Raw genomic sequence first — 26,254 nt, 5'->3', positions numbered from 1 at the left:
GTGAGCTGTCCAGGCACCGGTGCGCGAAATGTATAGGTTGGGATGAAATGTGCATTTGGGGTATGTACCCCAGACATACATTTGACGCCCACGTATACATCTCAGGGCGGGCGGCAGGCGCGGGCTGCCAGACTGTGCGGAGTCGGAGGGTTGTTGCCTGCTTGGCGTTGGCGTTGGCGTTGGTACCGGTGCTGCCCCGTGTCATAAGGGAGCGGGTTGTGCCTTACGGTGCGAGTTTGGTTTGCATAACAGTGTCATTCGAGGGCAAATGCGGCCAAACTCGCACCGTAAGGCGCAACCCGCTCCGTAAAGCTTGAGTGCCCCGAGCTGCCGGGCACACACGGGGGGGGACCGAGGCGCAGTGGGTCGAGCGGCGCGGTCGCGGTCGCGGGGACCTGTCAAGCGGCACGGGGGCGGGCGGGCAGCGGAGGCTTGCCAGTGGGCAGACCTGTGGGTGTGTCCGTGTGTGTCATGCTGGGTGTGTGCGGAAGGGCGCGCCGTGGGTGTGTGCGGCGGGGCGAGGCCGGATCGGACGCTACAGCCCGATGAAGCTTGCGCTCCCCACGTCCTCAAACCTATCTCTTTGGCATGTCAACACAATGACCTGAGAGTCTTGGCCGACACTGTTGAGAATCAGGTTCAGCCCGGCAAGTCGATCCGGGTCTGCGAATCCCAAGGAGTCATCAAGCACAACCGGAGCTCCCGAACTGGAGTCCACCAAACTTGCACACACGAGACGACCCAGCAACGCCAACTGTTCCTTGGCCCCCGCAGACAGGGAAGCGAAAGGCACGACCACCCCATTGAGCGTCCGAGAAACGATGCTCAAGTCCCTATCCACTTGGACCGCAAAGTCCGCGCCAAACAGCGTTCTCCCCCACCTATCGATTCCCTGTTCGAACGGTCGAACATACTGTTCCTGCGCATGCTGCTTGTGCTTGATCAGGACGTTCCGCAGCAGTTCTACGGCTCTCGCACGTCTCTCCACACGCTCATTCTCTACGGTTGCAGACTGAAGATCTGCCTCCAGAGTTTGCACCCTGTCAAACACCCCTTCGTCGCCGCGATCTTTCAGAAGGGCAGAAAGCTCAACATTCCTATCCTCGAGGGCCTTGAGGCGGTCCGCCTTCGCTGGCACTGCCTGGCGCAAGTTGAGGAGTCGGAGCGCTATTGCCTCACCCCCACCCTCTTCCAACCTGTCCGCAAGCGCCCACGCCTCTTTGTCAGAGTCTGCTTTCTTTCCTCCAAGTTCCTCGAGCTGCACCGCGACGTCGTCATCAGACATTCGTTTCCGCAAGTCGGCGAGCCGTGCCTGCTTGTTCCCCAGCTCAGCTACAAGCTTGGCCACCGCAAGGTTTTGCTCCGCAAGCCGTTCCCTTGTTCTATCCTCCTGTTTGCGGGCTGCCTGCAGCATGGTGCGGACGTCGGCGTGCTCTTCCTGTGCCCTGTCTTCGTCAGAATGAAGCTGCTCCTGGGCATCCGCCAGTTCCGCAACGTCTCCATCTGCGACCGTGGCAACGTCGCGCCCGGTGAGCTTTCCTTCGAGGACGGCCACCGCGGAGCGGAGGTCATCGAGGCTGGAATCTTCGGTAATGGCCTGCAGTGCATCCGTGGCCCGTAGCACTTCAGATTGAGCAAGGCCATGCTCCACGCTGCCCTCCCGCGCCTGGTCAACCGTGGTAGCCCCCACCTCTTCAAGTGCACGAGCCAACTCCCGCCGAGCACCCCTAAGTCCCTCTTCAAGCTTCTCTGGCGACCGGCCCGCTGCCACTTCTATCTTCACGACTCCGGGAACATCGACCGTCAACCTTCCGAGGACTTCTGTGGTGAAGGAGTCTTGGACAACCGTCACGTCGTCTTCCCCGGCTCCTAACACTGAGACATCCCGTTCACCGAGTGGATGAACGGTGACCACGGGAGCGCCAGCCCTCCACGCCCCCTCAGCGGCATCTGCCCGGTTGGAGCATTCGAGGATCTTCCCCCACTTCTCACCAGTGACCGGGAGGGATGCAAGCTTCTTGACGGCCGCACGAAGGCGTTTATCAGCCGCTTCAGCTCTAGCAACCAACCGTCGTGCCGCATTGAGATCTTCCACATCGCGACGTAGGGACAGCTGATCTTGCGCAACCCGAACCTTCTTCCGGGCAACCTCAAGAGCCTTTTCTGCAGCAGAGTCCTCCTCTTCCCTCTCCGCCCGCTCCGCAACCTCTTCGGCTAGCCGCGCCGTCAGTTCCTCAGCCCTGATACCCGACTCTTTGACGCCCTGCGCCGCACTTGCAATCTGCTCTTCCAGGCCAACGCGTAGCGCACGCTCAGCCTTCAGCGCCTCAATACTCTGCTCCGCCTCAGCCGCGTCTGCACGCGCCCGTTCCAGTTGCCCTTGCAACTCTTCCAGTGCCCTATTCTCTTCCTGCGCCGCCGTGAGGTTTGTCTTGTCGAGTTCCAGCTTCTTCGTGAGTTTCTCTATCAAACGCTCATTGCCCGAGAATTCTGCAGTCCATTCTTCCGCTGCCCGATAGCGTTCACTAGCGGCGTCCAAATCGGTAGCCAGTTGCTCCACTGCCTCACGCGAGCTTCTCAAAGTACCGGTGGCTTTGCCGCCCGCGGTGAAGTACTCCCGATATTCCTTCTCTACCCGTTCCATGAGGACATCAGCTCCGTCCCCTTCAGGCATCTCTCCTAGAGCCTGCTGTAGTGCTGTCACATCCGCCAACTTCGCCTGTTGCAAAGAGTCGCCCTGAGCCACATCGACCTGATCCAGAAGGTTGAGGTCGACCGTCTCTGCCAACAATCGCTCAAACCGTTCGTGCGCTTCATCACCGGTAAAGTGCTGCAACCGTCCAGCTCCGTCGGTCACTTCAAGTTCCGTGAGAGGACGTCGCAACCACTGCTTCCGATAGGTCACGGCGTACGGGCCCGTAGCCAGGTCCAGTTCAACAAAGGGAGCACCATCGCGACCAATTGGCGCAACGTCTTTGATTGCAGCTGCCTTGGAAGAGTCCTTATATCTGCGCAGAAGGCCGATCGCCTCCCGGATTGAGGACTTGCCAACTTCATTGGGCCCCCAAACAACATTGACACCCCCACCCAGCTCCAGCTCCGCGTGGTCAATGCCCCGGAAGTTACGCAGCAACACCCTGTTGTACTTCACGACGTCCCCCCGGCAAGTCGATAGAGCAGCCCCAACGAGTCGGCTGCCACCGTTGCGTCCGTCCCGGCTTCGTTGCGTGCCTGCGCCTGGAGATCACCCGCCGCCGCCAGTGTGAACCCACCCAGGCCCAGACCAGAAAAGTCATCGTCTTCAGACAGCACCGCCAGGTCAGTGTGGCTCTCCCAAACATCGAGGCGTGCGAACAGGTCACCCATGCGGTCGAGGACGTCATCAAGTCGCGCCTTTTCCCGCACGGACAGCGTGCCCGTCAGCGCTAACTTCAGTCCCGTCTTCTCTTTGTTCGTCACCTGTTCCAACTCTGCCAACAGGCGGGCCACGTCGTCATCATTGTTGAGAGCAAAGGCCAGTGCACGCAGTTCCCAACTGCCAACGTGTTCCACCGCTACCTCTGCACGTCGCGACTCTCCATCAATATCAACGACGAGGACGTTGCCCGGATTGATCTCGCGTTCCGCAGTGACCTCAGGGGTTCCGGGATACCAGATGCTTGGCTCCACCTCAAGCGTCCCGTGTCTGTCTCCCAGAACCACAAAGTCAATTGCCCCCTTGCTGATCTGCGCCATTAGGAACGCGTCGTCGACCAGTCCTAATGCGTCGGGAGCCGCGGACAGCGAGCGAACCGCGCCGTGAGCAACCACAAGGCGCAGCGGCCCACCGCCATCGGGAGCCGTACCCTCTTCCCCATCATCCGAGCTCGCTACCTGCTCAACGGCTGCCCTGGTCAGATCTGTACGGGGAGTTTTGCTAAACCAAGGCGCGGCAATGAGCTGAACCGTCGAGCCGTCACGGCAAGAGATTGTTTCAGCCACTCCGCTTTCCCTGAGGACCTGCACTCCGCGCGGGCACCCCCGCAAGAACTCTGGAGAGTCGTAGATTGAAGCAGCATCGAGCGGGTCGTGATTACCCGGTAGAAGGTAGACGGGAACCGTGTACCCCCGCAAGACTTCAAACGTTCGGCTGAGAATCTGTCTGTCCAACTGGTTGGATTCAAACACGTCCCCGCACACAACAACGAAGTCCGCGTTCTTTTCTTCCGCTACCCGGCCCACCCGCGCGACCGCGTCGAGGCGAGCCTGGGAGTAGCGCGCGCGAGCCTCAGGCGGCAGGAATGCCGCCTGTTTCCCCAGTTGCCAGTCGGCTGTTGCAATGAAACGCACCGTCTCCCCCTGTCTCACCCTTCCCCTGAAAGGCTACCGAGCACCTCCGACATCTGCCGGATGAACGCCCTAGAGGCCGGGTATCAAGAGCTTGGCCACGCTGAAATAGATCAGCAACCCTGTCCCATCAACGATGGTGGAAATCATCGGGGCCGACACGACCGCGGGGTCAAGGCGCATCCTCTTGAGAATCAGCGGCAGTATTGCTGCAACCATCGAAGACCACATGACAATTGCGGCCAGCGAAATAATCACCGTTATTGTGATCGGCCACCCGACTCCCAGGGTCCACGCACGCACCAACCCTGCAATAGCCATCGTTCCAGCTATCAGAAATCCTGTGCGGAACTCCTTCCACATCACGCCCCAGACGTCGCGTAATCGCACACCGTCAGCAGCAATCGCACGGATCAAAGTCGTAGTGATCTGGGTTCCGACGTTTCCACCTGTACCAATCAAAAGAGGGATGAAGAAGTTCAAAGCAATCGCTGCTGCCAAAACGTCCTCGAACGCCTGCATAACGTTCGACGTGTACATGGAGGCAAGAAAGAGTACCAACAACCACACGACACGCTTCGACCACAGCCTGACGGGCGAGGCCTGCATGTAGGGCACCTCGAGTGGCGCGGATCCACCCATCATTTCAACGTCCTCGGTCGTCTCCTCGCGAAGAATCTCATTGACCGAGTCCATGGTGATCACACCGAGGATATACTTCCCGTCCATCACCGGAACGACCTCGGAATCACGTGCCCGCACGCGGTGGACAACCCGTTCCTGGTCTGCCAGAGGTTTCACCGACCACTGCTGGAGCCGGTCCGCCGGAACCATGTGGTCCGCAACGAGGTCGGCCCGCTTCGCAAGAACCATGGCGTTCTGGGAAACCCATCCGAGGGCGACCTGACCCTGGCTGGTCTGTTCGGTTACGAAAACGCCCTCTTCGAGAGAATCGGGGTCCCTCCGTGCCACTGCGACAGCGTCGGCCATGGTCGCTTCGCTACCGACTTGAAGGAAAATCGGACGCATACGGGACGCTGCCGAATCATCGGGCCAAGCCAATAGTCCACGAACGAGGGCGGAGCGGGAGTACTCCATCGCTCGCAGGACCTCATGACGGTCGTCCTCGTCCATCAGTTCGATGACCTGGGTTGCCTCATCTGCATCCAACGTATCGAGGAGCCCCGCGGCTACCGGCAGTGGCAGCTTCCTTAGGAACATGTACGCCTGATAGTCCCCAATGGACTCGAGGAGCTCGCGGGCTGATGCGGGCGTGAGCAGTTCGGTAAGCCGTTCCGCCTGCGGCACGTCGAGGTCGTCGATCTGGTTACCCATGAGGTCGTGATCCACGTCTGTGAGCCACAGAGAAAGAGCGCGCGGAGTCCCGACAGCCACAACTTCTCTGAGCGTTTCGGGCACAGTTGATAGTGGTTCAGGAGCCCGACTCTTGAACATCTTGAATTTCATGATGAGCCTTGGATTGAGGTTGGCTAACTGGCTGTTTTCCTCGCATCCGTTCCCCGGCCCACTTCAAACAGAATGAACTGTCTTTGCGAATCGGCTACCCGTGGCAGCGCTGGGGAGGCGGACACGAGTTGCTACTTTGACTTCCCAAGTCCTGGGCCACCCCCTTAGGTACTGAGGCAGAGCCTCTTTCCATGTCCGGGAACCCGAAATGTAGGGGCTCCGAACCCATGAAGAGTCTACCCCCCGATAATGTGGGGTAGGGGTGGGTTGGAACACCCCGGAGAGCCCGGATTTCATTCATATTTTGAAGCAGAAGTGCCAATCTTTGTCTCAGGGAATTTTGGAACCATTCTGTTATCTTTGGCTGCAAACCCTCTCCGACCTGTGCGTTTATCAAACCGTTACCGAAAATTTGCGTTCGGATGATGAACGTGGCCTTCGCAAAACGCACATTACTCCCTATGGTGCAGAGGTCTGGGCGCCCAATGCGCCCCGAAACCTATAGATCCTGTAAGGAGGGACTATGAGTCTGAAGAGGACTTGGCTGGCAGTACCGGCCGTACTCGCACTCTCACTAGCCGCCTGCTCCAGTGGCGGTGGCACCGGCTCTGAGAGCGGCACGGACCAGAGTGGCGATGCCGGAGCCGGAGAAGTTTCAGCGGAGATGATCACCGCTAACTCAACCGAACCCCAGAACCCACTTATTCCCACCAACACGAACGAGGTCGGTGGCGGTAGGGTTGTTGACCTGCTGTTCTCCGGTTTGGTTTACTACGCAGCTGACGGTTCAGTCCACAACGAGGCCGCAGAGTCGATCGAGACCGAAGACTCTCAGACCTACACTGTGACCCTCAAGGCCGATCAGACCTTCTCTGACGGTACGCCGGTCACCGCTGCCTCCTACGTTGACGCGTGGAACCTTGGAGCAAAGGGCGAGCACCTTTCCGCTTACTTCTTCGCTCCTATCGCAGGTACCACCGAGGACGGCCTCATCGAGAGCGGCGATACAATCTCCGGTCTAACCGTCGTTGACGACACCACCTTCACCATTGAACTCAAGCAGCCAGAATCTGACTTCCCGCTACGCTTGGGCTACTCGGCATTCTTCCCGCTCCCCCAGTCCACTCTTGACGATCCTGAAAAGGGTGGCGAAGAGCCAATTGGCAACGGCCCCTACAAGCTCGGTGGCGAAGGATGGGTTCACAACGAACGCCTCCAGCTGGTTCCTTCTGAGAGCTACACCGGCGGACGCACTCCGGCAAACGGTGGCATCGACTTCATCTTCTACCCGACTCAGACCGCTGCTTACGCAGACCTGCTGTCCGGTCAGTTAGACGTCCTCGACGCCATCCCGGATGAGGCACTGGCAACCTTCGAGCAGGAACTTGGCGATCGCGCCATCAACCAGCCCGCAGCTATCTTCCAGTCCTTCACGATCCCGGAGAGCCTTGAGCATTTCGCCGGCGAAGAGGGCATCCTCCGTCGCCAGGCCATCTCAATGGCGATCAACCGCGAAGAAATCACGACTGCGATCTTCTCCGGCACCCGCACCCCTGCCCGCGACTTCACCTCGCCTGTTATTGACGGATGGGACGGCAACCTCACCAACGCTACCGTCCTCGACTTCAACGCTGACAAGGCCAAGGAACTCTGGGCACAGGCAGAGGCCATCAGCCCCTACACCGGCAAGTTTGAGATTGCCTACAACTCAGACGGTGGTCACCAGGCATGGGTTGACGCAGTTGCAAACCAGTTGGTGAACAACCTCGGTATTGACGCTGCTGGCAAGCCCTACCCGGACTTCAAGTCACTCCGTGACGAAGTCACGAGCCGCACCATCAAGACGGCCTTCCGCACCGGCTGGCAGGCTGACTACCCGGCTCTGGGCAACTTCCTCGGCCCGCTCTACGGCACCGGCGCAGGCTCGAACGATGGCGACTACTCGAACCCTGACTTTGACGCTCTCCTGAGCGATGCTGCTGCAGCCGCAACCCCTGAAGAAGGCACCGCCCTTCTCCAGGATGCACAGGAAATCCTCCTTGAGGACCTCCCGGCAGTTCCGCTGTGGTACTCGAACGTAACCGGTGGTTACGCCGAGGTCGCACAGAACGTTGAGTTTGGATGGAACTCCGTCCCGCTGTACTACGAGATCTCCAAGTAATCAGCACTTAACGCAAAAGTGTTCACGGGGTGGCGACCTATGGTCGTCACCCCGTGTTCGCGTTATAGTGCATGCCATCCTGTAGGCCCAGCCGAGGACCCTTTTTATGCCTAGATATATCGGGCGCCGCCTGTTGCAAACCATTCCGGTTTTCTTCGGCGCCACATTTTTGATCTTCGCCATGGTGTATTTGATGCCTGGCGATCCTGTTGCCGCCCTGGGCGGTGACCGCGGGCTTGACCCGACCGTCCAAGCGCGCATCCGCGCCGAGTACAACCTTGATAAGCCTTTCTGGATGCAGTACCTGCTCTACCTGAAGGGTGTTGTGACGTTTGACTTTGGGAAGACCTTCTCCGGTCGACCCGTTGTTGAGCAAATGGCACACGCATTCCCCATCACGATTCGCTTGGCATTCATGGCGATCGCCATTGAGGCAATCTTCGGAATCCTCTTGGGTGTCATTGCAGGAATGCGCAAGGGCAAGTGGTTTGACTCCACTATTCTGGTTTTCTCCATGGTGTTGATCTCTGTCCCCACGTTCGTGATCGGCTTCTTACTCCAGTACTTTGTCGGAGTGAAATGGGGGCTTCTTCCAACCACTGTGGGCGCAAACGTGAGCTTCAAATCGCTGCTTATGCCAGCGATTGTGCTATCCGCAGTCTCTCTTGCATACATCATTCGGCTAACGCGCCAGTCGATTTCAGAGACAGCCGGTGCCGACTTTGTCCGTACGGCGCGCGCTAAAGGCCTGACGTCCGGATCCGTGATGAACCGCCACATTCTGCGCAACTCCCTCATCCCTGTCGTCACCTTTATCGGTGCCGACCTCGGGGCCCTAATGGGCGGCGCGATTGTCACCGAAGGTATTTTCGGAATCAACGGTGTTGGCGGCATGCTCTGGCAGGGCATCATCCGCGGCGAGCCCTCTTCGGTTGTCTCCGTGACGACCGCCCTCGTCCTCGTCTACATCGTCGCCAACCTTCTAGTTGACCTGCTCTACGCGGTCTTGGACCCAAGGATCCGCTATGCCTAACTCTCCTGTCCCCTCGCTGGGCCTGAAAAAAGCACGGCCCGGCCAAGAACGCTATGTCTCTCCGACAGACGAAACCGGCCTCGGAGCCGTCGACGCAGTCGCAGATGACTCAGCACCGTCATCCATGTGGGGTGAAGCGTGGAAGAACCTCCGCACCCGACCCCTATTCTGGATCGCCCTCGCGATCATTACACTCGCGGTGCTGCTTTCCCTGTTTCCCTCCTGGTTTACCAGCCAGAACCCCAAGTTCTGCGAACTCTCAAACTCACTAGCGGACCCCCGCTCCGGACACCCCTTCGGGTTTGACCGCCAGGGCTGTGACATCTACTCACGCGTGATCTATGGGGCACGCGCCTCCGTATCCGTAGGTCTGTTCACCACCATCATCGTCACCCTGTTGGGCACCGTGATCGGCACACTGGCGGGCTACTTCGGCGGGTGGATTGACGCAGTAATGTCACGACTTACCGACATCTTCTTCGCGGTTCCGCTGGTCCTCGCGGCCATCGTTTTCATGCAGCTTTTCAAGGACAACCGCAACGTCTTCATGGTCGTCTTCATCCTCTCCGTATTTGGCTGGACCTCAATCGCACGAATTGCTCGAGGAGCTGTCCTATCCGGGAAGAATGAAGAGTACGTCACAGCAGCGCGCGCCACAGGGGCGTCACGCTGGCGTATTGTCACGTCGCACATTCTGCCGAACGCCGCCGCGCCGATCATCGTTTATGCGACCGTCGCCCTCGGAACTTTCATTGTTGCCGAAGCAACCCTGTCGTTCCTTGGTGTTGGCCTCCCACCGGACATCGTCTCTTGGGGTGGCGACATTAGCCGCGCCCAAGCGGCCCTGCGAACACAGCCGATGGTGCTTTTCTACCCGGCTATCGCACTGGGTATGACTGTCCTTAGCTTCATCATGATGGGCGACGCTGTGCGTGACGCCCTCGACCCGAAGGCACGTAAACGATGACAGATATGGGTTTCATTCCGGACGACAAGAACCTCAACAAGTCGTTCCGTCCTGCTCGCGATGGCGACTCTCCGGTGCCACCGGATGATGAGTCCTTCTTTGCCGGGGCCGATCCCCTAGCGGAGTACGAGGACGCCTCCGACGCGCCCAGCCGCCTCACCGAGACAGAAGATCGCCAAGAGATGCGCGATTCCACTGCCGATGAGTCCGATGCTCCCGACGGTCGGACCGTCTACGAAGAGTCACTGGTCGAGGACGCCGTCGCCATTGCGGCGGCGCAGAAGCGCGACTTGGATACTTCCAAGCCGCTCCTGAAGATCACCGACCTCAGTGTCGCCTTCGAGTCGTCGACAGGTATGGTCCCCGCGGTAAGAGAGGCCAACCTGACCATTTACCCCGGTCAGACTGTGGCCATCGTGGGTGAGTCGGGCTCGGGGAAGTCAACCACTGCGGCCGCAATCATCGGGCTTCTTCCCGGCACCGGCAAGGTGACCGGAGGCAGTATTGAGTTTGACGGCGAAGACCTCGCCAAACTTGGCCCCAAAGACTGGGTCAAGTATCGCGGCAGCGAGATCGGCATGGTTCCCCAGGACCCCATGACTAACCTCAACCCGGTGTGGCGCATCGGGTCCCAGGTCAAGGAGGCACTGACCGCCAACAATGTGGTGCCGCGCTCTGAACGGGGCCAGCGGGTCGCCGACCTCCTTGAAGAGGCCGGCCTGCCTGACGCGCCTCGCCGAGCTAAGCAGTATCCACATGAGTTCTCTGGCGGTATGCGCCAGAGGGCGCTCATTGCCATCGGCCTTGCCGCACACCCGAAGCTGCTCATCGCTGATGAGCCGACCTCGGCGTTGGACGTGACGGTCCAAAAGCGTATCTTGAACCACCTGGCAACCATGACCGCCGAGATGGGAACAGCGGTTCTGTTCATCACCCACGACCTCGGCCTTGCTGCTGAGCGTGCTGAGCAACTGATCGTCATGCACCGAGGGCGGGTTGTTGAGTCGGGTGCTGCGTTGGATATTCTGCAGAATCCCCAGCACCCCTACACGCAGCGTCTGGTCGCCGCAGCACCTTCGCTCGCATCGAAGCGAATCATTTCCGCCCATGAGCGGGGTGTGCAAACCACCGAAGAGGAACTGACTGGAACCGGTGCGGGCGCGACCTCGACCGAAGAGATCGTTCGCGTCGAGAACCTGGTCAAAGAGTTTGAGGTGCGCGGCGCAAAGGGTGAGGAGAAGATCCTCAGGGCTGTTAACGACGTCACCTTCGGGGTTCGCACCGGGACAACCATGGCTATCGTGGGCGAGTCGGGGTCGGGCAAGTCAACGGTTGCGAACATTATTCTCAACCTGCTGGACCCGACATCTGGAAAGGTTTTCCTCCGAGGACACGACCTTGCGACTCTGGGCCGGAAGGAACTGTTCGACCTGCGGCGCACGTTGCAGGTGGTCTTCCAAAACCCCTACGGCTCGCTGGACCCGATGTATTCAGTGTTCAGAATTGTTGAGGAACCCCTGCGAGTTCACGGGGTTGGCAACAAGAAGGAACGCCTGGCAAGGGTCGCTGAACTGCTCGACCTGGTTTCCTTGCCCCGCTCAGCGATGCGACGCTACCCGAACGAGCTGTCGGGCGGCCAGCGTCAGCGTGTAGCAATCGCGCGTGCCCTGGCGTTGAAGCCTGAAGTCGTGGTCTTGGATGAGGCGGTGTCCGCGCTGGACGTCCTCGTACAGAACCAGATCCTCAACCTGCTCAATGACCTGCAGGCGGAACTGGACTTGACCTACTTGTTTATCACCCACGACCTCGCAGTTGTCCGTCTGATTGCAGATGACGTCGTGGTTATGGAGAACGGCAAGGTTGTCGAGGCCGCTTCTTCGGAACAGCTGTTTGCAAACCCGAAGCAGCCCTACACTCAGGAACTCATCAGCGCGGTTCCCGGTCACTCGATCCCGCTCGGTATCGGTTAGGGTCTCCGTTTCAGCCTCAGCAAGGGCTGTGGTTGTGGCATGAAGTCAGCGGTTATTCTGCTGGTTCACCGCCACTGCCACAGCCTTTTGCGTTACCTGTGCTTCGGGTCGTTCCGATGTTCCGAGGACGGTGAAGTCGGCGCGATGCCAGGGCATATCTTCCTCAAGGAATGCGCACTCTGACGCGTCCCACTCATCCCAGAAGCGCTCCGATTCTTCCGCGTCACCATTCCCACCATGCGCGATATCGCGCGCCAGCCCGAGGCGCCGTGCCACCAGGTAGTCGGACTGCACCCAGATGCTGGCGTCTAGGTATTCCGCAAATGCGATCTGCGATGCACCCACGCCCTCAAAAATAACAACCTCTGTGTCTTGGGGAATCTCGATTGACCCCTCTCGACCCTTTTCCCGCCACATCGGTGGGACGAGGGCGACCCCCTGACCACGTCGCAGCGCCTCAAACACGCCATCGATCGCAAGGGGGGCCCACTGCCACATGGGTTCCCACCACATCAGGTCATCCGCCTCAAGGATGGCTGCGTCGCCAAGCCCCGCCCTCGAGCATGCTTCCGCAAGCGCCCTCGTCAGCGTCGACTTGCCTGCCCCACTGCGGCCGTTGATCGCAATGATTGTCGGACCGAGAGCCCCACGTGCATCGTGGTTCTGCCGGGCCTGCTCAATGACGAGTTTCGCGAAGTCCGGGAGGGCGATATCCTCCCAGGACTCCACTCGGGGTTCTTTGGTGTTTGGCGCTAGCGTAATCACGCTAAGAGCCTAGACCTCCTCTGGGATCATTGAGATCGCGCCGCACGGGCACTCTTCAGCGCAAAGACCGCAGCCCTTGCAGTAGTCGTACTTGAACTCGTACTCCCCCGGCTTCAGTTTGGTGATGGCGTTGTCTGGGCAAACCCCGAAGCAGTTGTCGCAACCAAAGCAGTTGCCGCATGACATGCAGCGTCGCGCTTCAAAGACCGCTGATTCCTCATCTAGCCCCTGAACGACCTCATCGAAGGTTGACGCGCGGCGCGCCCCTTCAATCCTCTGCCGCACCTGCTTGGGAGCATCCGCGTAATACCAGGTGTTCATGCGCCCAAGTGTCGCTACGGGGTGCTTTTCCGGGGCCGTGTACTGCCCGCCACGAAGGTAGGCATCGATGTAGCGCGCGGCCTTCTTGCCATGGCCGATCGCAACCGTGACCGTCCGCTCCGAAGGAACCATGTCGCCGCCGGCGAAGACGCCCTGCAGCCCGGTCATCATCTGGGAGTTGACCTTGACGACCCCGTCCTCGATCTCAATGGAATCAGCTTTCTCCATGAGACTGAGGTCAGCCTCTTGCCCCAGCGCCATGATGAGGGAGTCGGCACCAAGCTCTTCGGTTTCGCCCGTCGGCTGCGGGAAGCCCTTGTCGTCAAGTTCCATCTTTTCAATGGTGATCGAGCCGCCGTCGACGTGCTTGACGGTTGAAAGCCAGCGCATCATGATGCCCTCTTCTTCTGCCTCTGCGACCTCGGAATCATGGGCGGGCATTTTATCCCTGGTGCGGCGGTAGAGAATGACTGCTTCTTCAGCCCCCAGACGTTTCGCGGTTCGGGCTGCGTCAACCGCGGTGTTACCACCACCGTAAACAACCACCCTGCGACCCAGAAGCGGCTTCTCACCGACCTCAGTATCCGCCAGCATGGTCACTGCATCCATGATTTTCGCTGACTCGCCGGCGGGGATGTGCGCGCGACGCCCAATGTGGGCACCCACGGCCACGAAGACAGCGTCATACTGCTTCGCTGCGGCCTCGACATCTTCAACTTTGGAGTTGAACTCGAAATGGACACCCATTTCACGAATGCGTTCCACTTCCGCATCAAGGATCTCGCGTGGCAGACGGTACTTGGGAATTCCAAAACGCATCATTCCACCAGCCATGGGCCCAGCGTCCTTGACGGTGACACGGTGGCCGAGCCTGCGTAGGTGATACGCGGCGGAAAGCCCCGACGGTCCGGCACCAATCACCAGGACACGTTTGCCCGTGGGTGGGGCTGTTACAGAAATCTTCCAACCCTCTTCGATCGCCTTGTCGCCAAGGAAGCGCTCAATGGAGTTGATCCCCACGGCCTCGTCCACAAACCCGCGGTTGCACACCGACTGGCAGGGGTGGTAGCAAACGCGTCCCATCACTGCGGGCAGAGGATTGTCGGACATGATCTGCCGCCAGGCGCCCTCGTAGTCACCTTCTTCGGCACGGTACAGCCACTGCTGAACGTTCTCACCAGCAGGGCAGCCCTGGTTGCAGGGAGGAAGCAGGTCGACGTAGATGGGACGCTCGCTGCGCCAGGATCCGGTCTCATTCAGAAGCGAGGAACCGACCTCCAGAGTGATTGCGAACGGTTCGGTCGCGGGACGTGGGTCAACGGTTGTCATCTCTACTTCTCCTCTTCATTCGAGGTGGCTTCTACGTCGCCCTCGTACTTCGTGGTGCCGGGGTCGTGGACTCCGAACGTTTCAGTCTCGGGGTCGAGGACGGATGGCCCCGCTTCGATTCCTGAAGAATCAATGAGCACCTCGCTGCGTCGCTCCGCAAGCGGCTTGTCGGTTGCCGAACCGGACCCGGCCTTTGTGTGCGACCGCCCCTGCGAACTGCCAGCCTGCGAGCGGGCGTCGCCCTCGAACTCGGGGCGCATGACGGTTGAGAAACTCTCTCCCTCAAGCTTGCTCTTCTTCCGCTTGCCGAATGCGGCCTCAACCTGGGCCCGCTTAGTTTCGGCAGTTGCCTGGCGGATGGAGTCGAAGCGCCCTTCAGGATCCTCAGGCGCATTGACAACGCGTTCGAGGACGTCCGAGTCCAACTTGTCTTCCTCGATCAGCCCGTAGCGGCGGATATTGCGGTCGCAAATTGCCTGCAGGCGTGCCAGTGCCTCTTCGTCGCGTTCCGGGCGGAACAGGGATGCGAAGCGACGCTGGGATTTCAAGTACTCCTCGATTGGGGCGGGGCGGCGAATCTTCGATACTGAAGTGACTTCTCCGGCTTCGGCCTCGAACACTGGGAAGAACCCAGTTTGCGTCGCAAGTCTTGCCAGTTTGATCGTTTCGTTCGAGGGCGTCCCCCAGCCCAGCGGGCACGGTACCAACACGTGAATGTAGCGCGCCCCGCGGAACGTCATGGCCTTACGGACCTTGTATTCGAGGTCGCGCAGGTCAGCCACGGTAGCGGTCGCCACGTAGGGGATCTCATGGGCCATCGCAATGCGTGCCATGTCTTTGCCCTGGCCGAAGACATTTCCGGGATGGTCCCCCACTGCCTGGGTGGTTGCGGTGCGTGCGGTCGGGGGCGTAGCACCGGAACGTTGCACGCCGGTGTTCATGTAGGCCTCATTGTCGTAGCAGATGTAGAGAACGTCATCGTTGCGTTCAAACATGCCTGACAGACAGCCCATACCAATATCGACAGTTCCACCATCGCCGCCCTGCGCAACAACCCGGGTGTTTCGCCCCTTCGCTTTCATCGCCGCAGCCACACCCGTCGCGACAGCCGGGGCATTCCCGAACAGGGAGTGTAACCACGGAACGGTCCATGCTGACTCCGGGTAGGGGGTTGAGAACACCTCCAGGCACCCGGTGGCGTTCACGGCAACCAGGTCACCATCGGTTTCCGCCATCGCGGTGTCGAGGGCGTAGCGGGCGCCAAGCGCCTCACCGCACCCCTGGCATGCGCGGTGACCGGAGGTGAGGGAGTTGTAGCGGTGAGGATCGGACTGTATCGACCTGTCGATCACCTCGGCAAGGCGGTTGCCCACGGCGTAGGAACCAACCTGATAGAACTTCACGTTGTCGCGGGAGGGAATCTCGGTCTCCCGCGTGGCAGGTATTCCTAGTTCAACCTTCATTGTCTTTCCTACCTTCCGAGAGCCGAGTCGGTACGTTCGCGAGCGAGGCGAACCAGGTTCTCTGCCGCGGGACCCGACTGACGTGATTCGGCTTCGCGAGCCAGTTCCTTGTCGACAAGCTCTTGGTCGAGGTCGAGGAATGTCAGTGGTTCCAGATCGTCCCGGGCAGCCTGGTCGATCATCTTGTGAAGTGAACGTTTCGTGATTGGGCGACCGCCCAGTCCGGCAATGACTTCAAAGAAGGACACGTCGCCGTCAGGTAGTGCGGGCCGCAGGTGAGCGCCGACAATGCCACCGATCCCGACGCTGAAAGCCTTCTCAACAACGATGACGCGGCTTATCCCAGCGAGAGCCTCACGGAGCGCTTCTGTCGGGAAGGGACGGAATGAGACGATGCCTAGGACTCCGATCTTCTCACCCTGTTCACGGCGCTCATCGACAACATCCTTGATGGTGCCAAGCACGGATCCGAGGGCGACGATCACCGTGTCCGCATCCTCCATGCGGTATGGCTTCACCAGCCCGCCCGAGTCGCGTCCAAACAACTCTTTCCACTCCTCTTGGACCTGGGGAATGAGGTCGAGTGCCTGCATTTGCCGGTGGTGGGCCAGGTAGCGCACCTCCGTGTAAGCCTCTGGGCCAACCATGGCGCCGATCGAGAGAGGGTGTTTGGGGTCAAGCACTTGCCGTGGCTCGAATGGCGGCAGGAATGCGCGAATCTTTGCTTCTTCGGGAATGTCAACGACCTCAACTGCGTGGGTGAGGATGAACCCGTCCATGCACACCATGACAGGAAGTGACAGTTCCTCGGCAATCTTGAAAGCCTGAACATGCAGGTCGGCCGCCTCTTGGTTGTCTTCAGCGTAGAGCTGCAACCACCCGGAATCCCTCTGGCTCATGGCGTCAGTGTGATCATTCCAGATGTTGATAGGTGCGCCGATGGCTCGGTTGGCGACAGTCATGACAATGGGCATTCCCAAGCCAGAGGCGTTGTAGACGGCCTCGGCCATGAACAAGAGGCCCTGTGATGCCGTCGCGGTGTACGTCCTCGCCCCTGCGGCGCTGGCGCCGATGCAGGCAGACATGGCGGCAAACTCCGACTCAACGTTGATATATTCGCAGCCTTTGAGGACGTCGCGCTTCACCAGGTTAGAAAGCTCCTCAACAATGTGTGTTTGAGGGCTAATCGGGTAGGCGGCAATCACCTCGGGGTGGCAGTGCGCGACCGTCTCAGCGACGGCCTTGGACCCCTCAATTTGCTTCCGCATCCGCGCTCTCCTTTACATAGTCGTAGGCCGCGCGGGCTGCGGCCGAGTTCGAGTCACCCAAACGCCCATGAAAGCGCTGCTTGATCGCGCCCTCGACACTGGCGATGTCTACCAGGCCAGTCAAAGCGGACATGGCGCCCAGCAGGGCCGCGTTGGGAAGAGGACGTCCCAGGTGTTCGCGTGCCAGTTCTGAGGCCGGCACTGTTACCAAGTGGTCGGCATCCGTCTTCTTGAGGACGTCCTCAAGCTCAAGTTCTTCAAGAGTCTTACTTGAGTTGATGAGGGCGTACCCGCCGGGCTTCAGTCCGGAGAAGACGTCCATGACCGTGAGCAGAGTGGGGTCCTGGACAATGATGATGTCGGGTTCGAGGACGGGTTCGCGACTGCGGATCTCCCTGTCCTCAACGCGGCAGTAGGAGACGACCGGCGCACCTGTGCGCTCGGAGCCAAACGATGGAAATGCCTGCGCGTGGTGGCCCTCGTGGAATGCGGCCATGGCGACTAGGTCAGAAGCCGTGACAACCCCTTGGCCCCCTCGCCCGTGGATTCTAATTTCAACCATGTTTCAAATCTAGGAACATCGTGGCCTACGTGCACGCAATCACATTCGCAACTTTCAAATAGTGTTTGACCTGGGAGTTTGTATTTTACAACTTGGGCCTTACGTCCCAGATTGGCGCGGGTCCGCGCCGATAAACAAAAGGTCGGCGTTGGTAAACAACTCACAGCTCACTGGCTGAGGCACACCCAAGTCCGCGGTCCCAAAACCGCATCACGACCATTTGGCTCCGCAAGCGACGGCCACCATCGCAGCCACTCCGTCCACAGCACAGCATTTCCGGTGGAATCCACAGGTGACCGCTTTGGTCCTTGTCCACTTGTTTGACGGATGGGACCATTTCTGAACCGTGACAATGGCTTGGTACTGGGCGATAATCAGGAGATGGTGACAATGTCGGTGGAACTGGTGGCGATAATCGTCTCTGCGCTTGGGATAATCCTGACGCTAATTGGCACCATGGTGGGTTTCTCATCTAGCCTCCGTACCGAGATGCGGGCTGGTGACCAAGCACTCCGGAACGAAATGGGTGCTATGCGCACCGAGTTGCGTGGCGAGATCCAAGCACTCGATACCAACCTCCGCAAAGAAATCAAGGCCGTTGACACCAACCTCCAAGACAAGATCCAGGCGGTTGACACCAACCTCCAAGAACGAATCCAAACGCTCGACATTAGCCAACAGGCAAGAACCCAAGCACTGGAAGCCTCTCTCCGTGGTGAGATCGCGGAGTTTCGAATGGACACCAAAGCCGAGCTTCGTACTATCAACGAGCGCATCGATGCAACGAACGCGCGTATCGATCGTCTGTCCGACTCGTTGCGTGTCCCGGCAGCCTCATAGGCTCACAAGCACACCTGTATCGCCAGCAAGGCACAGCAGTAGGCATTTGTGAGGACCGGATCGCCGCGCGAACCCGATGCTCACCCCCACGCTCGCCCCCACAATGGCCGGAATGCGCGCAGCGGGGTCTTGAGGCCTGTCACCAAGGATCAGTGTCCAAGCACTACGGAGCCAACTAGGGCATAGGGAGCCGAATGGGCCCGGTTTGAACGTCAATCACACTGTTATAGATGCCTAGTCGGCTCGCTAAGGCGCAATCGGCTCGCTAATGAGAATGGGGGTTGGTGGGTGTGGCGCCGGGCTGCGATCCCCTGGGGGCCTACCCGAACTCGCCCGGGTGCCTCGCCAAGTTGCCAAACCGGGCCTGGGCGCCCTGGAAGACAACTGGGATGGTATCGGTTGGACCATTGCGATGCTTCGCAACGATTATGTCGGCCTCACCAGGACGGTCCTCGGCATCATAGTAGTCGGGCCTATGCAACAGGAAAACCACGTCGGCATCCTGTTCCAGCGAACCGGATTCGCGTAGGTCAGCCATCATTGGCTTGTGATCACTGCGCTGCTCAGGTCCGCGATTCAACTGTGCTACAGCAATCACCGGGAGTTCCAGCTCCTTAGCCAGCAGTTTCAGCGAACGAGAGAATTCTGAAACCTCTTGCTGACGGGATTCAACCCTCTTGCCGCTGGACATCAGTTGCAGGTAGTCGAGGACCACAAGGCCCAGGTTGTGCTGTTGCTTGAGACGGCGGCACTTCGAGCGGATCTCCAGCATTGACATGTTCGGAGAATCATCAATATAGAGCGGTGCTGACGATACTTCACCCACACGTTTCGAGACCCTGGTCCAGTCGTCAGCTGTCATGTCACCCGAACGCATCTTCCCCAGAAAAACCCCCGTCTCCGCAGAAAGTAGGCGCATGGCTATCTCTGAACGCGACATTTCCAGACTGAACATGGCGGCCGCAATGTTGTTGTGAATGGCGGCGCTGCGACAGATGTCGAGGGCGAGAGTTGACTTACCCATTGCCGGACGCGCAGCGATAATGACCATCTGTCCGGGGTGAAGCCCCTGCGTCAAGGAATCAAGATCAGAAAACCCTGTAGGTACGCCCGTTAGCTTGTTCTTGTTGTTGGCTATCCGCTCGAGTTCGGTGAGGATGTCATCCGACATCTCTCCTAGAGCAATGTAGTCCTGCTTCTGGCGCCCTTCGGCAACTGCGTGAACCTCGGCTTGAGCGGCATCCATGAGGTCGTCCACCTCGCCACCGTCCTCGGAGTAACCGAGTTGGACAATGCGCGTCCCCGCACTAACTAGGCGCCGCAACATCGCCTTCTCACGGACGATCCGCGCATAGTGAGTCGCGTTCGCGGTTGTTGGAACGGATGCCGTAAGACTGTGGAGATACGCTCCCCCACCAATCCTCTTAAGAGCACCAGCTCGTTCCAGTTCCGCAGCGACGGTGATTGGGTCGGCAGGTTCGCCCCGCGAATAGAGGTCGAGGATGGTGTTGTAGATAGTTTCATTCTGTGGCCGATAGAAATCGATCCCCGAGATGATCTCACCTATTTCACCGATCGCATCCTTGCTGAGCAGCATGGACCCAAGCACTGACTGCTCAGCCTCCAGCGCCTGAGGCGGGACACGATCAAAATCGCTCGGTGAGTTATCCACTGTTCTCCTGATCTCGCTTCTCAAAACCCGCAGGTTGTGGGAAAACTTCTTGATGCAAGCTCCAGACATCAACATGAACGATGCGTGACACCCTTGGGAACACTATGGGGCATCGGAAGTAATTTCCAATCCTCAATGTGGGTAGAGTGTGGAAAACCTGGGGATGTGAACAACTTATCGGTGGATTGTTTGTGGATTAGTTGTGGAAATAGGGTGGATGAGTGCGGGTGAACAGTTTTTCTAGCTTGGGTCCTCTGTGGCGTCATCTCGCGCCTAGATGGGTTCACACATATCCACAGTGTTGTTCACAAGCTGTGTAAAAGAACTGGAAGCAGAATTGGTGGAAAGAACTTCTCCCGACACGCCGGCAGATGACAATTACCCTCAAGTGTCCCGTGAAGGTTCCAACCGAGGCCCTCATGGAGGTGTTGAACTCGACTTTTCCAGTAGGACAATCCTCGGGCTTGCCGTCCCTGCACTTGGCGCCCTTGTAATAGAGCCGCTGCTGCTGATGATCGACTCGATCATGGTCGGATCCCTTGGAACCGCGCCGTTAGCTGGTCTTTCACTCGCCTCAACCATCCTTACGACCCTCGTTGGTGTATTCGTATTTCTTGCGTATGCAACGACCGCGCTGACCGCCCGCGCACTGGGGGCTGGGCGCCCTAAGGAGGGCATCCAGGCGGGCCTCGATGCAATGTGGTTGGCACTGGGAATCGGCATCCTCGTGGTGACAGTCTTAGTGTTCTCTGCACCCACAATCATCACCTTCATGGGCGCTGATGCACAGGTGTTTCCACAGGCGGTTGCTTACCTGAGGGGCGCCTCCTTCGGTATGCTCCCCATGCTGGTTATCCTGGCCGCAACTGGAACTCTCCGGGGCGTCCTCGACATGAAGACTCCCCTGTATGTCCTAGCTGGCGGTTCAATCGTCAATGTCGGACTGAACCTGCTCCTGATTTTCGGCCTCAACTTGGGGATACTCGGCGCGGGCATCGGCCTCTCGGTGACCCAGACGCTGATGTGCGTGGCGTTGGTGTCCGTGGTGGTCAGAAAGGCGCGCCCACTTGGTGTTTCTTTCAAGCCCTCACTCACAGGTCTCGGCGGTGCGTTTGGCGCGGGCCTGCCACTGCTGGTTAGGACAATCTCTCTCAGGCTTGCACTCCTTGCGACAGTTGCGATCGCAACGCAGGCCGGCGTCATTGCCCTTGCTGCACACCAGGTGGTCAACACTGTGTGGACCATGGCATCATTCGCGCTCGACGCCCTCGCCATCGCCGCGCAGAGCCTAGTCGGAGTCGCACTGGGCAGTGGTCACCGCAACGTTTTGCGCTCTCTGGTACGCAAAATGACACTCTGGGGCGCCGGATCCGCGGCGGTCCTCGGAGTAGTCATGGCGGTGCTTTCACCGTGGATACCGCTTGCCTTTGGGACCGATCCCGTAATGCACCAGGCAGCATCGGGAGCGCTTCTTGTCGCGGGTCTGCTCATGCCTATCGGGGGCGTTGTGTTTCTTCTCGACGGCGTCCTCATCGGAGCATCGGAGGGGAGATACCTGGCGTGGACAGGCATTGTCACCCTTGTCCTCTACCTTCCGGCACTGTGGATGCTCCACCAGCGAATCAGCGCACTCTCAGCGATGGACGAGGGCGCCGCTCTGACGGGCACCCAACAGAGTGAGATACTCCTGTGGCTCTGGGTCACATTCGCCGGCTGGTTCATGTTGCTGCGGGCGACGACCAACACATTCCGTGCCTACTCACCGAGAATGGGTGGGTTGTGACGCGCTCAACCGCCCTGGGTGTCCAAACCGGGTAGTCCTCAGCTCGGTGAGTCGGTAGAGTAGAGCGTTGGGTGTCAAGACTTGGCCAAAAGGGCCGAATCAGACTCCCACATCGCAAGACCCTCCTGCCACGGACCGTCCGTGGCCGTCTAGACCGTAGGAGGTGGGGAATACATTGCGCGCATATGAAATGATGATCATCCTCGACCCATCACTCGAGGAACGTACCGTGGGCTCCTCCATGGAAAAGATTCTGAAGCAGGTGACCGTTGCTGGCGGTACCGTTGACAACATTGATGTTTGGGGCAAGCGCACGCTGGCCTACCAGATCAATAAGAACGACGAAGGTATCTACGTCGTTGTCACCGCACACACCACACCTGAAGTTATCCAGGAAATCGACCGTCAGCTCAACCTGAACGAGTCCGTCCTGCGTACCAAGGTCCTTCGCCTCGACAACGAAGGCTAACTTAAACCCGTTTTGGTTTAGAAGGTAGATCAATGGCGAACGACACAGTTATCACCGTAATCGGCAACCTAACTGGCGACCCTAACTTGAGGTACACAACCTCCGGTGCGGCCGTGGTCGACTTCACCGTGGCATCAACGCCCCGCACATTCGACCGTAACTCCAACCAGTGGAAAGACGGGGACACCTTGTTCCTACGTTGCTCTGCTTGGCGAGAGTATGCGGAGAACATCGCAGAGTCCCTCACCAAGGGGACCCGCGTGATCGTGCAGGGCCGCCTGGTGCAACGCTCATACACGCCCCGCGACGGTGGCGAACAGCGCACGGTAGTCGAACTGCAGGTGGACGAGGTCGGGCCGGCACTGCGTTACGCAAAGGCACAGATCACCCGCACACCACGCCAAGGTGGAGGAAACTTCTCCGGCGGTGGCAACAGCGGTGGATTCGGCGGCCAGCAAGCAGCTCCCGCTCAGTCAGCACCACAGGCGGCTCCCGACTACTCACAGGGCGGATATGGCGCTCCTGCAGGTGGTCAGGCGGATGACCCGTGGGGCGCACCTGGGAACGCTCAGTTCGACAAAGAGCCACCTTTCTAAGCTTTCAGAATTTCTTGTGGTCGCCATCGCGACCTAGGTATTTTTTAGAGGAGACATTATGGCGAAGCCAAATCTTCGCAAGCCGATGAAGAAGAAGGTCGGCCCCGTCCGCACCGTCAAGGTCGGCAACATCAATTACAAAGACACCGCTGTGCTACGCAAGTTCATTTCGGACCGTGGCAAGATTCGCGCTCGTCGCGTTACCGGCGTCTCCGTCCAGGAACAGCGCAAGCTCGCAAAGGCGATCAAGAACGCCCGCGAAATGGCACTGCTCCCCTACTCGACCACCGGTCGCTAGGAAGAGGGGAAGTAACTAATGGCTACCAAACTCATCCTTAACCGCGACGTTGAGCGCCTTGGCGCTGCCGGCGAAGTTGTAGAGGTAAAAGACGGCTACGCACGCAACTACCTGGTGCCCCGCGGTTACGCGGTTCGCTGGACAAAGGGCGCGCAGCGTCATATCGATCAGAACCTTGAGCAGCGGCGCAAGCGTGAGATTGCTTCCGCCGAGGACGCAATCGCATTGCGTGACCGCATTGCAGAAGAGGGTGCAACCACCCTGTTCGTGAAGGCTGGCTCAACGGGACGCCTCTTCGGCGCAGTTAGCCCTAAACATATGGCTGCCGCCCTTCAGAAGCAGTTCGGGGTTCCTTTCGATCCCCGCAACATTGAGTTCGGTTCACCGATCAAGACAACCGGAACGTACACGGTGACAATCAAGTTACTGCCGGAAGTCTCGGTTACCACAGAGCTGGTTGTAAAGTCTGACAACAAGTAACCCTTGAAGGTCAACTAAGCAGGTCAAACCTGAGAAACTCCCTCGGTCCGTCTGGGCCGAGGGAGTTTCTTGCTCAAGCGTGGCTATTAACCCGCGTTTTCACCTGACTGGCCCGGTTCTGGTTCCGGCCCAGGCTCTGGTTCAGGAGTCGGCGTGGGCGTGGGCGTGGGCGTGGGGGTTGGCGCAGGAGCCGGGGTCGGCAGCGACTGTGGAATCTCCGGTCGCTTCTGTAGGACCGTGCTGTTGAACCATGGGAAATCGATTACTGGGACATCCTGCAGCGCTACCTGCATGTATGCCAGCCAAATGTCGGTGGGCCAATCGCCACCATGGACCGACGAGACATCGCCGATGGGTGGCAGCGCAAGCATCTCTCCGCCCTCGCCAACGTTATACATCGACACGACCGTGGTGAGCTGGGGGACAAAACCGGCAAACAGTGCGGAATTTGTTTCCTCAGAAGTACCTGTCTTACCACCGACCGGTCGATTCAGGGCAGAGACCTTGCTTGCGCTACCTCCGTCTTCTGCTGGCGCAAGCAACGCTGGCATGGCCATGGACAATGTGTCGCTATCAAAAATACGTTCCTTGGGAGCCTGTGCCCTGTAAACCTCATTTCCCCGCGAGTCCGCAACTGAGCGAACAATGTGAGGATCGATTTTTTCCCCGCCGTTCGCCAGGGTTGCGAAGGCTCGGGTCAAGTCAATGTTGTGGGGAGAAGCCGATCCCAGGACGTTAAGAAGCGTCGGCTCTAGGCCTGCAGTATCCTCCGGTAGCCCCGCCGCGATAACTGTGTCCATGAAGCTTTGAGGTGTGATCATCTCATTAATCGCCACGTAGACCGTGTTTGCGGATACAGCCGTCGCCTCAATGACATCAATCTGCCCATACGAGTAGTTGTCGACATTTTGCACAGTCAAGCCCTGGAACTCCAGGGGTGAGTTCCCATCGAATGTCTTCCACAGGGAGTTGCCCTGCTCAAGATATGGAATGAGGGCGAAGGGTTTGAGCGTGGAACCGGCCATCGCGGTGTCTTGCGTGACCGAGTTGACCTGCCTCTGCGTGTAGTCACCTCCCGCATACTCCGCGACGATCTCTCCTGTCGCGTTATCTACCGAGGACAGGGCGACCTGGACGGAAGCTGGCGTATCTCCGGGGAGAATTCCAACAGATGCGACAGCCGCCTGCTGCTGGGCGACAGATAGTGTAGACGTAATCGACAGTCCACCAGCATTGATCTCTTCTTCCGTGAAGGATTCAGAGCCAAGCAACTCGCTCTTGATCTGCTGGAGCAAATACCCACTCCAACCACTGAGTTGATTGGCTTGCTGGAGGGCGTCCGCAGCAACAGTCTCCGGGAACGTTTGGGATGCCGCTTCCGCAGCGGAGATGTAACCGTCCTCAACCATCAGGTTCAAGACCCTCTCCCACCTCTCCTGCGCCTTCTGCGGATCAACAGCAGGGTCCCACGCGCTCGGTGCGGGGATGATCCCCGCCAGCATCGCGGCCTCGGACAACGTCATCTCTGATGCCGGCTTCCCAAAATATGCCTGCGATGCCGCCTCTATTCCGTACGTGTTTCGACCGAAATAGATGGTATTCATGTAGTTGTCGAGGATCTCATCTTTCGTCTGACTACGGTTGATTTTGAGCGCAATAAGCGCCTCTTCCATCTTGTCAACGTAGGTCTTCGTTGGATTGCCTATGTAGTAGTTCTCAACATACTGCTGCGACAGGGTTGAAGCCCCCTGGCGAGCACCACCGCGAAGATTGTTGACCGCGGCACGAGCAATACCCTTCACGTCGACACCCGAGTTGGTGTAGAAGGTCCTGTCTTCCGAAGCGATCACGGCCTCGGTCACATACGATGGCAGGGTTGCAACATCAATGATTGTGCGGTTCACCTCAGAGAAGCGCCCCAGTTCAGTTTCCCCGTCGTTGTAGTAAACGACGGTGGTTTGAGCCAACGCGAACTCAGTGGGTTCCGGGATACTCACCCGGTTGTAAGCCCACAAGAAGAACGCCCCAACCGCAATCACGAGGACGCTGATGGCAACAACAAGCCCGATGGCGAGCCGCTTGGGCCACTTGCGCTTCTTCACTGCCACTTCGCCACCGTTCTCTCCTGTTATTTGGGCGACATCCCCACCGCTTGGGAACACTTCTGAAGCCAGAGGTGGGGGCGGTGCTTGCCGCCCCGACTCGACCGTGGCTTCGCCGCCTGTATCGCCCAGCACAACTTCAGGTTCTGCCGCCGAGGCCGCGATTGAAGTCGCCGAAACGGGCGTTAGGGGAATCCCAGATGCGGTAGGTAGAGTCCCCTGATCTGGCTCCGCATCTTCCGGCGGCCGATGACGAGCGGATCGACTACCAATCGGGGGTGGTGGAGGCGTGAACTTGCGGCCGCCGAAACCTTCGTCTTCAGCGCCCCCATTACGCCCAACCTGCGGTTTGTCAGCCACTGATCCCCCAATCTTCGACCCG

At 59.0% G+C, this 26,254-nt stretch carries 20 protein-coding genes; 10 read left to right on the top strand and 10 right to left on the bottom strand.

Translation table 11 applies throughout. From position 1 onward, the window contains the following. Window positions 1-535 precede the first annotated feature (535 nt). Genes IDL90_RS05245 through mgtE form a run of 3 tightly spaced genes read right to left on the bottom strand, consistent with a single transcriptional unit; the run spans window position 536 to window position 5,793 of the window. Window positions 536-3,151 (bottom strand): hypothetical protein, encoded by a 2,616-nt coding sequence (locus IDL90_RS05245; protein ID WP_187994596.1) that lies wholly within the window; start codon window positions 3,149-3,151, stop codon window positions 536-538. After that, the gene (locus IDL90_RS05240; protein WP_223175187.1) at window positions 3,148-4,347 is read right to left on the bottom strand and encodes an exonuclease SbcCD subunit D; all 1,200 of its coding nucleotides are present in this window, start codon (window positions 4,345-4,347) and stop codon (window positions 3,148-3,150) included. The genes IDL90_RS05245 and IDL90_RS05240 overlap by 4 nt, the downstream gene beginning before the upstream one ends. Window positions 4,348-4,398: 51 nt before the next feature. After that, window positions 4,399-5,793, bottom strand: a complete 1,395-nt coding sequence (mgtE, locus tag IDL90_RS05235) for a magnesium transporter (RefSeq protein WP_187994595.1) — start codon at window positions 5,791-5,793, stop codon at window positions 4,399-4,401. Between the two features lie 523 nt (window positions 5,794-6,316). On the opposite strand from mgtE, the gene IDL90_RS05230 reads away from it, so the two are divergent. The 4 genes from IDL90_RS05230 to IDL90_RS05215 all read left to right on the top strand — a co-directional run bounded on the left by IDL90_RS05230 (window position 6,317) and on the right by IDL90_RS05215 (window position 11,924). Then, on the top strand, window positions 6,317-7,954 hold the full coding sequence (locus tag IDL90_RS05230) for an ABC transporter substrate-binding protein (protein WP_187994594.1): 1,638 nt from the start codon (window positions 6,317-6,319) through the stop codon (window positions 7,952-7,954). Window positions 7,955-8,060: 106 nt separating this feature from the next. Beyond that, window positions 8,061-8,987 (top strand): ABC transporter permease, encoded by a 927-nt coding sequence (locus tag IDL90_RS05225; protein WP_182141576.1) that lies wholly within the window; start codon window positions 8,061-8,063, stop codon window positions 8,985-8,987. Further along, window positions 8,980-9,954, top strand: a complete 975-nt coding sequence (locus IDL90_RS05220; protein ID WP_187994593.1) for an ABC transporter permease — start codon at window positions 8,980-8,982, stop codon at window positions 9,952-9,954. Before IDL90_RS05225 ends, IDL90_RS05220 begins: the two co-directional genes overlap by 8 nt. A 182-nt stretch (window positions 9,955-10,136) precedes the next feature. After that, complete coding sequence (locus IDL90_RS05215; protein ID WP_187994694.1) at window positions 10,137-11,924, top strand: ABC transporter ATP-binding protein; 1,788 nt, start codon at window positions 10,137-10,139, stop codon at window positions 11,922-11,924. Window positions 11,925-11,969: 45 nt separating this feature from the next. Here IDL90_RS05215 and IDL90_RS05210 read toward each other — a convergent pair whose 3' ends face one another. Genes IDL90_RS05210 through IDL90_RS05190 form a run of 5 tightly spaced genes read right to left on the bottom strand, consistent with a single transcriptional unit; the run spans window position 11,970 to window position 17,632 of the window. Beyond that, on the bottom strand, window positions 11,970-12,653 hold the full coding sequence (locus IDL90_RS05210; RefSeq protein ID WP_187994592.1) for a uridine kinase: 684 nt from the start codon (window positions 12,651-12,653) through the stop codon (window positions 11,970-11,972). Window positions 12,654-12,698: 45 nt separating this feature from the next. Then, window positions 12,699-14,339: an NAD(P)-binding protein gene (locus IDL90_RS05205; RefSeq protein WP_187994591.1), complete on the bottom strand. Its 1,641-nt coding sequence runs from the start codon at window positions 14,337-14,339 to the stop codon at window positions 12,699-12,701. 2 nt (window positions 14,340-14,341) lie between these two features. After that, on the bottom strand, window positions 14,342-15,802 hold the full coding sequence (locus IDL90_RS05200; RefSeq protein WP_262509034.1) for a thiamine pyrophosphate-dependent enzyme: 1,461 nt from the start codon (window positions 15,800-15,802) through the stop codon (window positions 14,342-14,344). A gap of 8 nt (window positions 15,803-15,810) precedes the next feature. Then, window positions 15,811-17,070: a transketolase C-terminal domain-containing protein gene (locus tag IDL90_RS05195; RefSeq protein ID WP_182141580.1), complete on the bottom strand. Its 1,260-nt coding sequence runs from the start codon at window positions 17,068-17,070 to the stop codon at window positions 15,811-15,813. Further along, on the bottom strand, window positions 17,054-17,632 hold the full coding sequence (locus tag IDL90_RS05190; protein ID WP_187994590.1) for a 2-oxoacid:acceptor oxidoreductase family protein: 579 nt from the start codon (window positions 17,630-17,632) through the stop codon (window positions 17,054-17,056). Before IDL90_RS05190 ends, IDL90_RS05195 begins: the two co-directional genes overlap by 17 nt. Window positions 17,633-17,959: 327 nt before the next feature. Here IDL90_RS05190 and IDL90_RS05185 point away from each other — a divergent pair, with 327 nt between their 5' ends. Next, window positions 17,960-18,472 (top strand): hypothetical protein, encoded by a 513-nt coding sequence (locus IDL90_RS05185; protein WP_187994589.1) that lies wholly within the window; start codon window positions 17,960-17,962, stop codon window positions 18,470-18,472. Between the two features lie 319 nt (window positions 18,473-18,791). Here IDL90_RS05185 and dnaB read toward each other — a convergent pair whose 3' ends face one another. Then, complete coding sequence (gene dnaB, locus IDL90_RS05180) at window positions 18,792-20,144, bottom strand: replicative DNA helicase (RefSeq protein WP_259349523.1); 1,353 nt, start codon at window positions 20,142-20,144, stop codon at window positions 18,792-18,794. Between the two features lie 340 nt (window positions 20,145-20,484). Here dnaB and IDL90_RS05175 point away from each other — a divergent pair, with 340 nt between their 5' ends. The 5 genes from IDL90_RS05175 (at window position 20,485) to rplI (ending at window position 23,770) form a co-directional block, all read left to right on the top strand. Beyond that, complete coding sequence (locus tag IDL90_RS05175; RefSeq protein ID WP_259349524.1) at window positions 20,485-21,927, top strand: MATE family efflux transporter; 1,443 nt, start codon at window positions 20,485-20,487, stop codon at window positions 21,925-21,927. Window positions 21,928-22,102: 175 nt separating this feature from the next. Beyond that, window positions 22,103-22,396 carry a 30S ribosomal protein S6 gene (rpsF, locus tag IDL90_RS05170; protein ID WP_182141584.1) on the top strand — a complete coding sequence of 98 codons (294 nt, stop codon included), beginning with the start codon at window positions 22,103-22,105 and terminating at the stop codon, window positions 22,394-22,396. 32 nt (window positions 22,397-22,428) lie between these two features. Beyond that, on the top strand, window positions 22,429-22,992 hold the full coding sequence (locus IDL90_RS05165; RefSeq protein WP_182141585.1) for a single-stranded DNA-binding protein: 564 nt from the start codon (window positions 22,429-22,431) through the stop codon (window positions 22,990-22,992). A 58-nt stretch (window positions 22,993-23,050) separates the two neighbouring features. Next, window positions 23,051-23,290: a 30S ribosomal protein S18 gene (gene rpsR / locus IDL90_RS05160; RefSeq protein WP_182141586.1), complete on the top strand. Its 240-nt coding sequence runs from the start codon at window positions 23,051-23,053 to the stop codon at window positions 23,288-23,290. A gap of 18 nt (window positions 23,291-23,308) precedes the next feature. Further along, on the top strand, window positions 23,309-23,770 hold the full coding sequence (gene rplI, locus IDL90_RS05155) for a 50S ribosomal protein L9 (RefSeq protein ID WP_182141587.1): 462 nt from the start codon (window positions 23,309-23,311) through the stop codon (window positions 23,768-23,770). An 86-nt stretch (window positions 23,771-23,856) separates the two neighbouring features. Here rplI and IDL90_RS05150 read toward each other — a convergent pair whose 3' ends face one another. Continuing rightward, window positions 23,857-26,232 (bottom strand): transglycosylase domain-containing protein, encoded by a 2,376-nt coding sequence (locus IDL90_RS05150; RefSeq protein ID WP_187994588.1) that lies wholly within the window; start codon window positions 26,230-26,232, stop codon window positions 23,857-23,859. Window positions 26,233-26,254: the final 22 nt, after the last annotated feature.

The sequence above is a fragment of the Schaalia sp. JY-X159 genome (genome assembly GCF_014525425.1).
In the GTDB taxonomy this organism is placed as follows: domain Bacteria; phylum Actinomycetota; class Actinomycetes; order Actinomycetales; family Actinomycetaceae; genus Scrofimicrobium.
This window is presented reverse-complemented; position numbering and strand designations above follow the sequence as displayed.

What these genes read in the sequence shown, in the direction of transcription:
- IDL90_RS05230 (WP_187994594.1), top strand. Translation starts at nt 6,317, where the DNA reads ATGAGTCTGAAGAGGACTTGGCTGGCAGTACCGGCCGTACTCGCACTC.
- rpsR (WP_182141586.1), top strand. Translation starts at nt 23,051, where the DNA reads ATGGCGAAGCCAAATCTTCGCAAGCCGATGAAGAAGAAGGTCGGCCCC.
- rplI (WP_182141587.1), top strand. Translation starts at nt 23,309, where the DNA reads ATGGCTACCAAACTCATCCTTAACCGCGACGTTGAGCGCCTTGGCGCT.
- IDL90_RS05220 (WP_187994593.1), top strand. Translation starts at nt 8,980, where the DNA reads ATGCCTAACTCTCCTGTCCCCTCGCTGGGCCTGAAAAAAGCACGGCCC.
- IDL90_RS05215 (WP_187994694.1), top strand. Translation starts at nt 10,137, where the DNA reads ATGCGCGATTCCACTGCCGATGAGTCCGATGCTCCCGACGGTCGGACC.
- IDL90_RS05185 (WP_187994589.1), top strand. Translation starts at nt 17,960, where the DNA reads ATGGGACCATTTCTGAACCGTGACAATGGCTTGGTACTGGGCGATAAT.
- IDL90_RS05205 (WP_187994591.1), bottom strand. Translation starts at nt 14,339, where the DNA reads ATGACAACCGTTGACCCACGTCCCGCGACCGAACCGTTCGCAATCACT.
- IDL90_RS05165 (WP_182141585.1), top strand. Translation starts at nt 22,429, where the DNA reads ATGGCGAACGACACAGTTATCACCGTAATCGGCAACCTAACTGGCGAC.
- IDL90_RS05200 (WP_262509034.1), bottom strand. Translation starts at nt 15,802, where the DNA reads ATGAAGGTTGAACTAGGAATACCTGCCACGCGGGAGACCGAGATTCCC.
- IDL90_RS05190 (WP_187994590.1), bottom strand. Translation starts at nt 17,632, where the DNA reads ATGGTTGAAATTAGAATCCACGGGCGAGGGGGCCAAGGGGTTGTCACG.
- IDL90_RS05195 (WP_182141580.1), bottom strand. Translation starts at nt 17,070, where the DNA reads ATGCGGAAGCAAATTGAGGGGTCCAAGGCCGTCGCTGAGACGGTCGCG.
- mgtE (WP_187994595.1), bottom strand. Translation starts at nt 5,793, where the DNA reads ATGAAATTCAAGATGTTCAAGAGTCGGGCTCCTGAACCACTATCAACT.
- IDL90_RS05225 (WP_182141576.1), top strand. Translation starts at nt 8,061, where the DNA reads ATGCCTAGATATATCGGGCGCCGCCTGTTGCAAACCATTCCGGTTTTC.